We start from the raw sequence: 14,511 nt of genomic DNA, 5'->3' as shown, positions 1-14,511 counted from the left end.
AAGAGATGACCACCGAGACATATTTCGCTAACGGCAACGAAGTTCAGCTGTTCGAGCAGGCCTTCCACCGACGCATCCCGGTGATGCTGACCGGCCCGACCGGGTGCGGCAAGACCCGATTCGTCGAACACATGGGCTCACTGTTGCAGCGGCCAGTGGTCACGATCAGTTGTCACGATGATCTCACTAGCTCCGACCTCGTCGGCCGCTTCATGGTGACGGGCGGCGATGTGGTCTGGACCGATGGTCCGCTGACCCGGGCCGTCAAGGCCGGCGCGATCTGCTACCTGGACGAAGTCGTCGAGGCCCGCCACGACTCACTGGCGATCCTGCATTCGCTCACCGATCACCGGCGCTCGCTCTACCTCGACCGGGCCGGCGAGGTCGTGAAGGCACCAGACGAGTTCATGCTGGTGTGCTCGTACAACCCCGCGTATCGCAGCTCGCTCAAGGAGCTCAAACCCTCGTTCCGCCAGCGGTTCGCCACGCTGGCGATGGACTATTTGCCGCCGGACCGCGAGGCAGAGGTGATCGTCGCCGAATCCGGAATACCGTTGGCCACCGCCCGGCGGCTCGTCGGATGCGCGGTCGCGATCCGCACCGCCGACCAAGCCTTCCACTTCGAGCCGCCGTCGACCAGGGTGCTGGTCACCGCGACCCAGTTGATCGCCGCCGGCGCAACTGAATTGGATGCGGCCGACGCGTGCATACTCGCGCCGCTGAGCACCGACGGCGCGGTCACCGACGGTCTGCGTGAAGTCGCGGCGGCCAGCCTGGGGAACTCGGACACATCCGCATCGAGCAGATCTTAGAAAGGAGCAATCGGCATGGACCGACAGGAGCAGAAGCGCAAGAGGGCGCTCATCGTCTTCCAAATCTTCATCTACGGCTACCTGCTGGCGATGTTCGGCGTCCAGCTGTACATGTCGTTCGCCCGAGGGTGGTGGGATCTGTGACCCTGTCTGCCGCACAATCGAGTTCGGCCGGCCTCGAGGATCATCACGACGAGTCCCGCCAAGCTCAGCGGCGGGCCGACAAGTGGATGATCGTCGGCGCTGCGTTGATGGGCATGTGGGCACCGGGCCTGATCGGTTTCCCCATCTTCATGCGTGGGGTGTGGCTACAGCGCCAGGCCTTGCGGGCCGGCCTGTCCGTTCGGCCGATGATCGTCACCCTGATTGGCTATCTGACCTTGATCGACGGAATGCTCAACAGCCTGGGCTGGGCCCTGGATCTGGTCGCCAACCACACATTGATCAACCGCGTGCTGATGGTCGGTTGGGGCAACATGTTCGACGCCGGTTATTTCTGGCATTACAACGAACTGTGGATCGGGGGCGCGGCGGGACCGGGCGAAAAGGCCTATGTGGCTGGGCTGATTCTCACGGTGTTCTCCATGCGGGTGGCCGCGGCGATCGGATTCTTACAGATGAAGCGGTGGGGCCACCAGTGGATGGTCGTCACCTGCTGGATGGGCGTGGTGATCTGGTCGGCCTACGTGTTCAACATGACCATGTTCGCCGATGTGCGGTACGCCGGTGTCGTCTTCCCCGTCATCGGGTGGTGGCTCTACGACATCTTCTACATCACCCCGTTCCTCGCCATCCCCTATCTGCACACCGTCAACCGCGAAATCTTCTCCGACTGAACAGGTTTAAGGAGCAACACCATGACCGCACCGACACCGACCGACGAAAAAGATTCGACGAAAGATTCTCAGAATCTCGAGCCGGGGACCACGCCGTACTACGCGCGAATGCACAAGTGGATCAAAAGGGCGGTGCTGGTGTGTCTGGTGGCACTGGTCATCGAAGGTGCATTCACCTTGCCGTTCATGGCCGTCTACTACGGATACCCGACGCTGAGCCTCACCCAGATCTGCAGTGAGCTGCTGAAGATCAGATACTCCAACGACACCTTGGAGTGCAAGTACCCCTACCCACCCTTCGGGCCGCCCGAGGGCGCTGAAGGTAAGGCGACCGCGCAAGACGTGTGGGGCATACAGCCGATACCGAAGTACCACCGGCTTGGGTTCCGTGAATTGGTCAGGATCCACGACGAACGGCTCGCTCGCCAGGCGGCCCAACAGCACGCGGCGCCGCACCCGTGAGTTATCGGGTCGTTCAGTGGACGACCGGTAACGTCGGCAAGAGTGCGGTGCGGGCGATAGCCAGAAACCCCACACTGGAGCTCGTTGGATGTTACGCGTGGTCGCCCGAGAAGGTCGGCCGCGATGTCGGCGAACTGTGCGGGATCGAGCCCCTCGATGTTAAGGCCACCAATGACATTGACGCGCTGCTCGCGCTCAAGCCAGACTGTGTGGTCTACAACCCGATGTTCGCCGACGTCGACGAGCTGGTTCGCATTCTCGGTGCGGGCATCAACGTGGTGGGCACGGCCGGGTTCGTCACCGGTCACTTCCTGGGTCCGGGACGTGATCGCATCGCCGAGGCGTGCGACCAGGGTGGGTCGACCATCTTCGGCAGCGGCATCAACCCCGGTTTCATCCAGCTCTTCGCCATCGTCTCGGCAGGCCTGTCGGACCGGGTGGACAAAGTGTCAATGCTGGAATCCGCTGACACCACGATCTACAACTCGCCCGCAACCGAAATACCCATGGGGTTCGGCTATCCCATCGATCATCCGGATCTGCCGGCCATCACAGAGAAGGGCGCCGGCATCTTCCGCGACGCGGTTCTGTTGCTCGCCGATGCCCTGGGCGCCGAGCTCGACGATGTGCGCTGCGAAGTCGAATACGCCCAAACCACCGAGGACCTCTACCTTCCCGGCGAGTGGACGATTGCAAAGGGGTGTGTCGCCGGCGTAGACGTCCGCTGGAAGGGAATTGTCGGCGGCCGCGAAATCATCGAGATCCGCGGCCGGTGGCGCAAGGGTCAAACGCTGGATCCGGATTGGCCGTTGGACATGGGCTACACAATTGAGGTACAAGGCCAACCGACGATTAAGACCACACTGAGCTTCCTTCCGCCGCCAGACTTTCACGGCGAGACACTGGACGACTACATCATGTTGGGGCTCACCATCACCGCGATGCCGGCGATCAACGCGATACCCGCCGTCGTCGCCGCTCCGCCCGGCATCGCCACCTACAACGACCTGCCGCTGCTACTTCCGCGCGGGGTCCTGAAAATCAGTTGATAAGAAAGCCGGTCCGCCCATGACTGCAAAACAAGAACCCTCGCTGCATCACGTCGTGTTCGCCGTCGCACCGGAGCGGCACGCCAAGACGACACAAATGTTCAGCGATCTGGGATTCGTCTTCGACCCTTTGCAACTGGCCGAACTCGGCCTGGACATTCACCTCGACTGGAATCGAGGCATCGAACTGATCAGCCCGATCCCGGGGTCGACCGGGGAGGTGGCCAGCTCGGTGAATGAGTTCCTCAAGCGTCACGGAGACGGGGTATACACCGTGGTGATCGGAGTACCGGCGGCCGAGACGGCCGACGCCGTCGCCGAACGCTACGGCGCGGCAACGCGATTCCGGCAGCGTTTCGAGGGCGAGGGCATCTATCTCGACGAAAGCGACCTGTCGATCCTCGGCCTGCCGCTGACGTTTCTGACGACCAATATCCCGTGATCGGAGAAGACATGGCTGAAATTGTTGACCCGCAGGGGATTCCGGAGCTCGACTTGAACGATCTGCCGATGTCCCTCGACCGGGGTGTCGGCTGGGCCACGTTGCGGGAAGCCGGCCCGGTGGTTCTCAGCGACGGGTGGTACGCGCTGACCCGTCGCGAAGATGTACTCGCGGCGCTGCGCAACCCGAACGTGTTCTCGTCCAAGAAGGCGTTCGAGGTGGTCGGCAGCCCGCTTCCGCTGGTGCCGGCGGCGTTCGATCCCCCTGAGCACACCCGGTTCCGGAAGATTCTGCAGCCGTTCTTCAGTCCGCATGCCCTCGCCGCGATCCTGCCGTCGATTCAGGCGCAGGCGATCGACATCATCGACTCGATCGCGCGGCGCGACGAGTGTGAGGTGATGGCCGACCTTGCGACGCCCTACCCGTCACAGGTGTTCCTGACCCTGTTCGGCCTGCCGCTGCGGGATCGCGAGCGGCTGATCGGGTGGAAGGACGCCATCATCGAGCTGAGCATTCCGAACGCGGCCGGTGAAACCCCAGACCTGACACCGGCACTGGAACTGTTCGCCTACCTTACCGAGGCCGTCGCCGAGCACCGGCGCAATCCCGGCGACGATGTTCTTTCGCAGGTGCTCGCCGGCGACGACGGGCTCACCGACGACGAGGCCCTCGGAATGGCGTTCTTCTTCGTCCTCGCTGGCCTGGACACCGTCACCTCGGCCATCGGGGCGGCCATGCTCGAACTGGCACGCCGGCCCGAACTGTGCACGCGACTGCGGGAAAAGCCGGACCAGATCGGCGTTTTCGTCGAGGAGATCGTCCGCCTGGAGTCGTCGGCGCCGGTCGTCCCACGGGTGACCACCGAAGAAGTGACGATCGCGGGCATCACACTGCCGGCCGGCTCTCGGGTGCGCCTCTGCCTGGGCGCGATCAACCGGGACGGCAGCGACGCGATATCCGGTGACGAGCTGGTGATGGACGGCAAGGTGCACAAGCACTGGGGCTTCGGTGGCGGCCCGCACCGCTGCGTGGGTTCGCATCTGGCCCGGATGGAAATGAACGTCGTCGTGACCGAATGGTTAACCCGGATGACGCATTTCGAACTTGCGCCGGGCTACCGGCCCGAGATCACCTGGCCGTCCCCAACCTGCACGCTGCCGCTCTTGCCGCTGCGGATCCTGACAGCAGAGGCGTCATGACCGTCGACACGACAGCCCCCAGCGTCTTCGATGCCGGACTCCCGGCGCTGGACTACGACATCACCGAAACCGTGCACGACGTCGCCCCACGCATCCACGAGGCGCGCAAGCGGTCGCCGATCGCGATCGGGCCGCTGGGACCCGAGGTGCTGGGCTACGAGCTCGCCCGCGGCATTCTCCGTGACCCCCGATTCGTGTTCCCGCCGGGCATGCACATGACGGCCCGCGGGATCACGTCCGGTCCGCTCTACGACAGGGTGCTGGGCACCATCCTGGGCATGGAAGGCGACGAGCATCGGCGGTTACGCGGTCTGGTGTCAAAGGCTTTCACGCCGCGGGCATCCGGGCGCATGGAAGACACCATCGACGCGGTGATCAACGAGTTGATCGATCGGGTCGCCCCAGTTGGCCGATGTGACTTCGTCACCGACATCGCCCGGCCCTACCCGATCCCGATCATCTGCGCGCTGTTGGGCGCCGCTCCCCAAGACTGGGAGCAGTTCTCCCTATGGGCGGAGGACATATTCAAGATCGTGAGGTTCGACTCCGACCTCGTCAACGAGCAAGACGTTGTGATGCGGGCGTGGGATGAGTTCGACGCATACATCGACGACATGATCGCCGAGCGGCGGAGCCGATTGACCGACGACCTGATCTCCGAATTGATCCGCGCCCAGGACGGCGGCGACCGGCTCAGCAACGCGGAGATGCGCATGCTGGCGTTCAGCATCCTGAGCGCCGGCACGGACACCACCCGCAATCAACTGGCCGCGTCCATGCACGCGCTGTGTGACCATCCCGGCCAGCTGGCGTTGCTCCGCGACAATCCCGACCTCGCGATGCGCGCCGTCGAAGAATGCATGCGCCATTCTCCGGCGGTATGCGCCACGCTCCGCACGGTCCTCGACGATGTCACCTTCGCCGGTTACACGTTTCCGGCCGGCACCTTCATCTCGGTGAATACCTATGCGGCCAACTGCGATCCAGAGGTCTATCCCCACCCGGAATTGTTCGACGTCTCCCGAGTCGACCCGCCACCCATCTTGACGTTCGGTGGCGGCGCCCACTATTGCCTCGGCGCGAACCTGGCCCGCGTGGAGCTCGCCGGAGCACTCAAAATCCTTGCCCGGCGTATGACCAACCCGCGCCGCGTGGCAACGTCACCGTGGAAACCGATGCTGGGACTGAGCGGGCCCACCAATTTGGAGATGGAGTTCGACTAGCTCGGCAGCGGGTGTTCAGCCGCGAGCTCCACGACGCGAATCTCGCCCGTCGTGCCGTCGACCTCCACCAGGGCGCCCGACGGCAACGACTTGGTGGCCCCCTGCACGTCCACCACACACGGAAACCCGAATTCGCGGGCGACCACGGCGGCGTGCGACATGGGCCCACCCAGCTCGGTCACCACGGCGGCGGCATAACAGAACGCCGCGGTGTAGCCGACGTCGGTGACCTCCGCCACCAGGATTTCGCCGGGCTGTAGGTCGTCGATCGTCTCGGGCCGCACGATACGCACCCGGCCGCGTACCCGCCCGCCGCCCACGCCGACGCCGCGAATGATGTCGCCGCTGGCCAGAGCAGACGACGAGGTCGTGGTCGGCTGCCAGCTGCCGCTGAAGACCGTCGGTGGAACGACGGTGGCCAGCCGGCGTTGTTCCGCCCGCCGCCGGGTCACCAGCCCACTGACATCCGCTGGGAGTGCATCGAGTTCGTCGACGAGTAGATAAAACACGTCATCGGCGGTGTCGACGATTCCGGCCTCGACCAATCTGCGCCCATACTCGCGCATCAAGTTGCGCAGCACCCAGTTGGCCCGCACCACCTTGTCGCGCCGGACCTCGCGGTCGCGCAACTGTCGTCCGGCCAGCTGGGCAACGGGCTTGGCCCGCAATGGAATCCGCGGCCGCCCCGGCGGCGGGGCCGGCGGGGCGCTCAGCGCCTTGGTGACCATCCGGATGAGCAACTCGGGATCGTCGGCGTAGCTGCTGGACAGCATCTCGAGCTCAGCCGGGCCACGATGCCCGATCAGCGCCAGTTCCGCCACGACCGCGGCGTGAAACCACGGCGCCTCGACGGCCAGCTTGGCCAACCGCTCCCCCGGTTGCGCAAGCAACGCCGACACTTTCGGGTCGCGCTGGGCGGCGACGACCAGTCGCTGCATCGCCTCGACCGAGCGGGCGCTGACCAATTCCGGGCCCGCCGGCGCGGCGGTGTCTCGCCCACACAAACCGCGCAGCAAGACGTTGAACGCGGCGCACAGCATGAACGACGCCGACGCGAGCACCCAGCCGTGCACGACATCGTCGCGCGCCAGCGAGATGAGGCTGAGTAGCCGACGATCGTCGAGCAACGTGACGTCGTCGCCGGCCAGGCGTTCCAGGCGATCGACGTCGGCGACGTGCTCGCGGGTGTCTTTGGCCGAGCCGGCGGACAGACCGATCAGGTTGACGCCGAAAACGCCGATATTGCGAACGGTCCGCAGTTGCCTTCGGATGCGGCCGGTTTCGGAGTGCGGACGTTCCGCACCGAAGATCGGCAGGGACGCCATGCTGGGTCCGAAGAACCCGCTGTTGCTGACGATCGTCGAGGGCTTGGCGAACGGCACGGTTTCGGCCATGAAATGCGCCGACGTGATGGCCCCGTAGAGGCGGTGGGCGAACACGGCGACCGTGCGCGTGGCGATTTCACGCTGGATGATCCCGCCGGGCCGCAACCGCTCGGCAATGGCCACACCGCCGGCGCGCAGCCCGCGCACGGTCACCGAGGCCGACGCCGGAGAGAACGGACCCGGCAGCGCCTCCGACAGATTGGTGGCCAGAAAGGTGGGAAACCGCGGATCTATCGGGGTGTCGAATTCCCCATTATCCCCAACCGGCCCAGCCCAATTGGGCTTCACCCCGTCCTCTGTCGGCGCATCGACCGAAGGCAGGTCTCCGATACTGGCCATCCGCCAGGGCAGCGACAAGACCCGGCTGCCCACCGTCACCCGACCGCGCACCGCCAGCGCGAAATCGTCGATGCATTCGCCGGCCTGCCAGGCCGGTCGGAATCCCCAGTCCTCGGCCAACCGCGAAATGTCCATGAGCGGGGCGCTGTGCACCCGTTGCAACTCGGCCCCACCGAAGCCCAACCGCACGACCGGGCGTCCGAGCACGCCGGTGATCTGGCCGAATGTCGGCTCACCGCGGGCAGCGAGATTGATTGGACCGCCGGTTATTTCGGCGTCTGTGATCGCGCGGTTGAAAAGCCGAAGCGCATCGTCGAGGTGGACAACCTGCATGGGCCGGTCGGCCGGCCCGTCGAGGAATACCGGTGACGCGAACAGCCGGCGCACCCAGTTGTCGACGCCCCGGCCGAGGATCAACGCGGTACGGATCGCGACCCATTCCAAGTTCGAATCCTCAAGCATGCGTTCGACCTCGGCCTGATGGTGGCCCTCGACACTGGCCGGGGTTATCGCGTCGTGCTCGGTCTTCAACGTGTCACCCGGGCCGTAGACATGTGCCGACGACCCGAAAACGATCCGCCCGGCCCCGGTCTCGGCCATGGCCGCGAGCACGTTGCGGGTGCCCCCGATGTTGACCTGCCGGCTGACGCGGTCGTTACCGGGACTCCTCGCCCACGCGCAGTGCGCGACGACGTCCGCGCCGGCCAGGGCGCGCTTGACGGCGTCGGCGTCACGGATGTCGGCGGCGGCGAAGTCCGCCGCGCTCGACCAGCTTTCGGGGCGATGGCGCGCGAGCCCGACGACATCGTGGCCTTCGCTGAGCAGCCGGGCGGCGAGGCCGCGCCCGAGCACACCGCTGGCCCCGGTGACCGCGATTCTCACAAAGAGCCCTCACTCATTTGCTATTCACCGTCGTCGTCCAGCAACGCGGCGTTGAGCAGGTCGTCGAGGTCCATGTCCGCGATGTCCTTCTCCGTGGTCGCCTCAGGCGCAGCGGGCTGCCCGTTGCCGCTGGACGATTCGTTGGCCAAGGCCAGCAACAGCTCCAACACGCCGGCCTGCCGAAGGCGCTTGACCGGAATCGACCCGACGACCCGCTGAATCTCGGCTTCGCCCGGTGCGGCGGCCACCGCGGGTTGGTCCGCCGAACCGACCAATTCTCGATACATGTAGCCGGCCAGCGCGGCGGAGTTCGGGTAGTCGAAGATCAGCGTCGGTGAAAGTGCGAGCCCGGTCGCGGATTTGAGCCGGTTGCGCATTTCGACCGCGGTCAGCGAGTCGAAACCGAGTTCCTGGAACGCCCGGTCCGGGTGGATCGCCTCCGGGCTGGCGCTGCCCAGCACGGTGGCGATGTTGGCACGCACCAGATCGAGCAGGATCGCTTGTTGCTCATCCTCGGGGAGCCCTTCGAGGCGTTGCAGCAGAGCCGATTTCGACTTGGCGGCGGCCAGCGAGTCATCGACCTGGCGCCGGGTCGGCGCGTTGATCAGATCGACGAACATCGGCGGCAACGTGCCCCCGTCGAACTTGACCCGCAACGCCGCGAGGTCGATGTGGGCGGGCAGCATGAATGGCTCATCGACGATGAGCGCGGTGTCCATCAGCTCCAGTGCCTGGTCCGAGGACATGGCGACGATCCCGTCCCGGCCGAACCGGGCACGGTCGGCGGCGCCCAACGCACCGGTCATTGCGCTGGCCTGATCCCACAGGCCCCAGCCCAGCGAGATCGCCGGCAGCCCGTGCGCCCGTCGATGGGCGGCCAACCCGTCCAGGAACGAGTTGCCGGCCGCGTAGTTGGCCTGACCCGATGCGCCCGCGAGCCCGGCGATCGATGAAAACATCACGAACGCCGCGACATCCAGCTCGCGGGTCAATTCGTGCAGGTTCCACGCCGCGTCGACCTTGGACCGCAACACGGATTCGATCCGGTCGGGCGTCAAAGAGGTCACCACCGCGTCATGCAAGACCCCGGCGGCGTGGATCACCCCGGTCAGCGGATGCTGCATCGGGATCTCGGCGATCACCTTGGCCAAGGCCTCGCGATCGGCGGCATCACAGGCCACCGCCTCCACCTGCGCACCGGCCGCGGTCAGTTCGGCGACCAGCTCCGCGGCGCCCGGCGCATCCAGACCGCGCCGGCTGACCAACACCAGATTCCGTGCGCCGTGGCGGGATACGACGTGCCGCGCGACCGCCGAGCCGGCCATGCCGGTCGCGCCGGTGATCAACACCGTGCCGGCCGTCCACGCGTCGGGCATGGTCATCACGACCTTGCCGACGTGGCGGGCCTGACTGAGGTAGCGCAGCGCGGCGGGGGCGCGCCGCACGTCGAATCTGGTCACCGGCAACGGCCGTAGCACGTCTTCGCCGAACATGGCGGCCAGCTCGTCGAGCATCTGAGCGATGCGATCCGGTCCGGCTTCGAAGAGGTCGAAGGCGCGATAACGCACACCTGAGTGGTCCCGGGCGACGACCTCGGGGTCGCGGATGTCGGTCTTGCCCATCTCCAAGAAGACCCCGCCGGGGGCCATCAAGCGCAGGGAGGCGTCGACGAAATCACCGGACAGCGAGTCGAGGACGATATCCATCGCGCGCCCACCGGTGACCGCCCGGAACTTGCCCTCGAATTCCAGGCTGCGCGAGTCAGCGATGTGGTCGTCGTCGAAGCCCATGTCCCGCAGCGTGTCCCACTTGCCGCGGCTCGCGGTCGCGAACACCTCCAGACCGATGTGGCGGGCCAGCTGGACCGCGGCCATTCCGACGCCACCGGCCGCGGCGTGCACCAGCACCCGCTGACCGGGCTCGGCGCGGGCCAGGTCGACCAGCGCGTAGTTCGCCGTGGCGAAGACGACCGACGCCGTCGCGGCGGCGGTGTGCGACCATCCGTCGGGCACCTTGACGAGCAGGCGCTCGTCGGTCTTGGCGATGGTTCCGGTCCCGTCCGGGAACAGCCCCATCACGCGGTCGCCGGTGGCGAAACGCCCGTCCTGCGAGGCGGTTTCGACAACCACGCCGGAGGCTTCGATGCCCATGATCGCCTCGGGGTCGGGATAGAGGCCCAACGCGATCATGACGTCGCGGAAGTTGGCCGCGATGGCCGACAGCGCAACCCGCACCTGACCGGGGCCCAACGGCGCATCGGCGTCGGGAATGCGCTCTATGCGCAGATTCTCGATCGTTCCATAGCTGCTCATGCCAAGGCGCCAGGGACCCTCGTCGGGCGGCAGCAGGAGGCCGCCGACGGCGCGGCTGCCGAGCACCCGCGCGGTGTAGACCGTCCCCTTGCGCAGGATGGCCTGCGGCTCGCCGAGTGCCAGAACCGCCGCTATCGCCTCGGAATCCAGCGCCGCATCCTTGTCGACGAGCACGATTCGTCCGGGGTGCTCGGTCTGCGCCGAGCGCACCAGCCCCCACACCGCCGCACCGGCCAGGTCGGTGACGTCCTCGCCCGGCAGCGTCATGGCGCCCCGGGTCGCCACCACCAGGGTTCCGGCGCCGTCGCGGGACAACCAGGACTGCAGCACGGGCAGCACCGCCCGCGTCGCCGCGTACACCTCGGTGATCACATCGCCGGACACCGGCCGCGATTCGAACAGCACCGCCGACCGCTCAGCGTCGGTGTCATCCGATTCCGGTGCACCCCAAGCGGATACCGATACCGGCGGCACCGCCGACGACGGCTGAGCGGACCAGATGACCTCGAAAAGCCGGTCCGGTCCCGAATTCGACACCGCGGCCAGCAGCTGCTTATCGGTCACCGGACGGGCCACCATCGACGCCACCGAGAGCACCGGCAGTCCCAGCCCGTCGGCCAATTCGATCGACACCGCCGACGGGCCGACCGGCACGATCCTCGCGCGCACCGCCCCCGCACCCGCGGCGTGCAGCGACACCCGCTGCCAGGAGAACGGGACCAGCATCGAGCCGTCGGGGAGTTCTGTGCTGTCGGAGGCCAACATGACCGCGTGCAGCGCCGCGTCGAGCATCGCCGGGTGGACACCGAACCCGGCCGGCGAAACCCCCGCGTCGGCGGGCAGCGACACTTCGGCGAACACTTCGTCACCGCGGCGCCACATCGACGTCAGGCCGCGGAACGCGGGACCGTAACCGTAACCGCGCTCGGCCAGTTGCTCGTACCCGTCGCCGACATCGACCGGCACCGCGCCCACCGGCGGCCACGCCGACAGATCCGCGCTCGGCTGCACCGACCCCGCCCGCAGCGCACCCTCGGCATGCAACGACCAGCCCGAGCCGGCTTCGGCCCGCGAAAACACCGACACCGCACGGGCACCCGCATCGTCCGGCCCGCCGACCACGACCTGAACCGCGACCGATCCACCGGCGGGCAACACCAGCGGCGCCGCGAGATTCAGCTCGTCGACGACCCCACAGCCCACCTCGTCGCCGGCGCGGATGGCCAACTCGACAAACCCCGCGCCGGGGAACAGCACGACACCGCCGACGGCATGATCGGACAACCAGCCCTGCGTGCTGGGCGACAGCCGGCCGGTCAGCACCACCCCGCCGGACGCCGGCAGTTCCACCACCGCACCCAGCAGGGCGTGCTCACCGGCGGCCAGGCCCAGGCCGGCGGCGTCGGCCGGGGCACCGTCGGCGGCAAGCCAAAAGCGTCGCCGGTCAAAGGCATACGTGGGCAGCTCGACGAGGTGTGCGTCGCCCATCGCGCCGTGCCAATCCACATCCATCCCGGCGACGAATCCCTGCGCGATGGCGTTGATCAGGGCGACCGGCTCGGGTCGGTCCTTGCGCAGGGCGGACATCGTGGTCACCGGGGAATCGGAAGCCAGCGATTCTTCGATCGACGCCGTCAAACCGCTGCTCGGCCCGACTTCGAGGAACCGGTTCCCGCCGGCCGAGTGCACGAAACGCACGCTGTCGGCGAACCGCACCGCCTCGCGCACGTGCCGCTTCCAGTACGCCGCCGAGGCGAAGTCGTCCCCGGCCGGCTGTCCCGTCAGGTTGGACATGATTGGGATGGAGGGCTTGCCGATGGCCAATCCGGCAGCGACGGTGCCGAACTCGTCGATCATCGGATCCATCAATGGGGAGTGAAAAGCGTGCGACACGGACAGCTGATGGACGCGGTGGCCGTCGGCGCGGAATTGATCGGCCACCGCGGCCACTGCGTCATGGGCGCCCGAAATCACCACCGAGGTGGGCCCGTTGACCGCGGCGATGCCCACGACGGCCTCGTCGGAGGACGTCAGCTGGGCCCGCACCTCTTCTTCGGTGGCCTGCACTGCGACCATCGCGCCGCCTTCGGGCAGCGCCTGCATGAAGCGACCCCGGGCCGCCACCAGCACCGCGGCGTGCTCCAGCGACAGCACACCGGCGACGTGCGCGGCCGCCAGCTCTCCGATCGAGTGGCCCATCACGAAGTCGGGCCGCACACCCCAGGACTCGAGCAGCCGGAACAACGCGACTTCCACGGCGAACAGCGCGGGCTGCGCGAATTCGGTGCTGTTCAGCAGGTTTTCGTCGTGTCCCCACATCACCTCGCGCAGCGGGCGAAGCAGGTGTTGATCCAGTTGAGCCACAACGGCGTTGAACGCCTCCGCGAACACCGGGTAGCCGGCGTGCAATCCCATGCCCATGCCCAGCGTTTGGGAGCCCTGGCCCGGGAAGACGAAGACCGTCTTGCCGGCCGTGGCCGTGCCGCGAATGATCGAGCCGGCCAGGTCGTCACCGGCAAGCTCGTCCAGCCCGGCCAGCAGGTGGTCGCGGTCGCTGCCGACGATCACGGCCCGCTGTTCGAAGGCCGACCGGCCCGCCAGCGACCACCCGACATCGGCGATGTCCAAGTCCGGGTGGGCGCGCAGGTGCGCCGCCAACCGGGCGGCCTGAGAATTCAACGCCGACAGCGATTTCGCCGACACCGGCCACGGAACCACCGGCGCCTTGGGACCGTCCACGACGCGCGGCGGCTCGGCCGCCACGCCCTCGACGATGACGTGCGCGTTGGTGCCGCTGATGCCGAACGACGACACCCCCGCCCGGAGCGGACGGTTGCCGGGCTTAGGCTTCCAGGCCCGCGGCTCGGTCAGCAACGACACCAAACCCGTCGACCAGTCGACGTGCGGGCTGGGCTCATCAACGTGCAGCGTCGCGGGCAAGGTCTCGTGGCGCATCGCCAGGACCATCTTGATCACCCCGGCCACCCCGGCGGCGGCCTGCGTGTGGCCCATGTTCGACTTGATCGACCCCAGCCACAGCGGCTCGCTGCGATCCTGGCCGTAGGTGGCCAGCAGGGCCTGCGCCTCGATCGGGTCACCCAACGTCGTTCCGGTGCCGTGCCCCTCGACGACGTCCACATCGGCCGTCGTCAACCCGGCATTGGCCAGCGCCGCACGCACCACCCGCTGCTGCGAGGGACCATTCGGCGCGGTCAGCCCGTTCGACGCGCCGTCCTGGTTCACCGCCGAACCCCGCACCACCGCCAGCACCGGATGCCCCAGCCGCTGCGCATCCGAGAGGCGCTCCACAACGAGCATGCCGCCGCCCTCGGAGAATCCGGTGCCGTCGGCGGCACCCGCGTAGGCCTTGCACCGGCCGTCCTCGGACAGCCCGCGCATGCGGCTGAACTCCACGAAGATGTCGGGGGTGGCGTTCACGGTGACGCCGCCGGCCAGGGCCAGGTCGCACTCCCCCGAGCGCAGCGACTGCACAGCCATGTGCAACGCCACCAACGACGACGAACACGCGGTATCCACCGACACCGCCGGACCCTCCAGCCCCAGCACATA

Annotated in this window: 10 protein-coding genes; 8 read left to right on the top strand and 2 right to left on the bottom strand. The window is 67.2% G+C overall.

Annotated features, from left to right (window positions below; genetic code table 11):
- Positions 1-5: 5 nt before the first annotated feature.
- The 8 genes from A5688_RS16385 to A5688_RS16355 are packed head-to-tail and all read left to right on the top strand — an operon-like array spanning position 6 to position 6,023.
- Entirely contained in the window at positions 6-812 is an 807-nt protein-coding gene (locus A5688_RS16385; protein ID WP_067910683.1) for a CbbQ/NirQ/NorQ/GpvN family protein, read from the top strand.
- Positions 813-827: 15 nt separating this feature from the next.
- On the top strand, positions 828-956 hold the full coding sequence (locus A5688_RS28340) for a hypothetical protein (protein WP_011724800.1): 129 nt from the start codon (positions 828-830) through the stop codon (positions 954-956).
- Positions 953-1,648 carry a hypothetical protein gene (locus A5688_RS16380; protein ID WP_067910686.1) on the top strand — a complete coding sequence of 232 codons (696 nt, stop codon included), beginning with the start codon at positions 953-955 and terminating at the stop codon, positions 1,646-1,648. Before A5688_RS28340 ends, A5688_RS16380 begins: the two co-directional genes overlap by 4 nt.
- Positions 1,649-1,669: 21 nt before the next feature.
- Positions 1,670-2,110 carry a hypothetical protein gene (locus tag A5688_RS16375; protein WP_067910690.1) on the top strand — a complete coding sequence of 147 codons (441 nt, stop codon included), beginning with the start codon at positions 1,670-1,672 and terminating at the stop codon, positions 2,108-2,110.
- Entirely contained in the window at positions 2,107-3,159 is a 1,053-nt protein-coding gene (locus A5688_RS16370) for an NAD(P)H-dependent amine dehydrogenase family protein (RefSeq protein WP_067910693.1), read from the top strand. Before A5688_RS16375 ends, A5688_RS16370 begins: the two co-directional genes overlap by 4 nt.
- Before the next feature lie 19 nt (positions 3,160-3,178).
- Positions 3,179-3,601 (top strand): hypothetical protein, encoded by a 423-nt coding sequence (locus tag A5688_RS16365; RefSeq protein ID WP_067910696.1) that lies wholly within the window; start codon positions 3,179-3,181, stop codon positions 3,599-3,601.
- Between the two features lie 11 nt (positions 3,602-3,612).
- On the top strand, positions 3,613-4,800 hold the full coding sequence (locus A5688_RS16360) for a cytochrome P450 (RefSeq protein WP_067910709.1): 1,188 nt from the start codon (positions 3,613-3,615) through the stop codon (positions 4,798-4,800).
- The gene (locus A5688_RS16355; protein WP_067910699.1) at positions 4,797-6,023 is read left to right on the top strand and encodes a cytochrome P450; all 1,227 of its coding nucleotides are present in this window, start codon (positions 4,797-4,799) and stop codon (positions 6,021-6,023) included. The genes A5688_RS16360 and A5688_RS16355 overlap by 4 nt, the downstream gene beginning before the upstream one ends.
- Here the strand turns inward: A5688_RS16355 and A5688_RS16350 are convergent.
- Positions 6,020-8,629 carry a sugar epimerase family protein gene (locus A5688_RS16350; protein WP_067910702.1) on the bottom strand — a complete coding sequence of 870 codons (2,610 nt, stop codon included), beginning with the start codon at positions 8,627-8,629 and terminating at the stop codon, positions 6,020-6,022. The genes A5688_RS16355 and A5688_RS16350 overlap by 4 nt on opposite strands.
- A 20-nt stretch (positions 8,630-8,649) precedes the next feature.
- Positions 8,650-14,511 (bottom strand): type I polyketide synthase (locus tag A5688_RS16345; protein WP_120312552.1); only part of this gene is annotated, 5,862 nt, incomplete at its 5' end.

Origin of the sequence: Mycobacterium mantenii (assembly GCF_001667865.1) — a bacterium.
Lineage (GTDB): Bacteria > Actinomycetota > Actinomycetes > Mycobacteriales > Mycobacteriaceae > Mycobacterium > Mycobacterium mantenii_A.
This window is presented reverse-complemented; position numbering and strand designations above follow the sequence as displayed.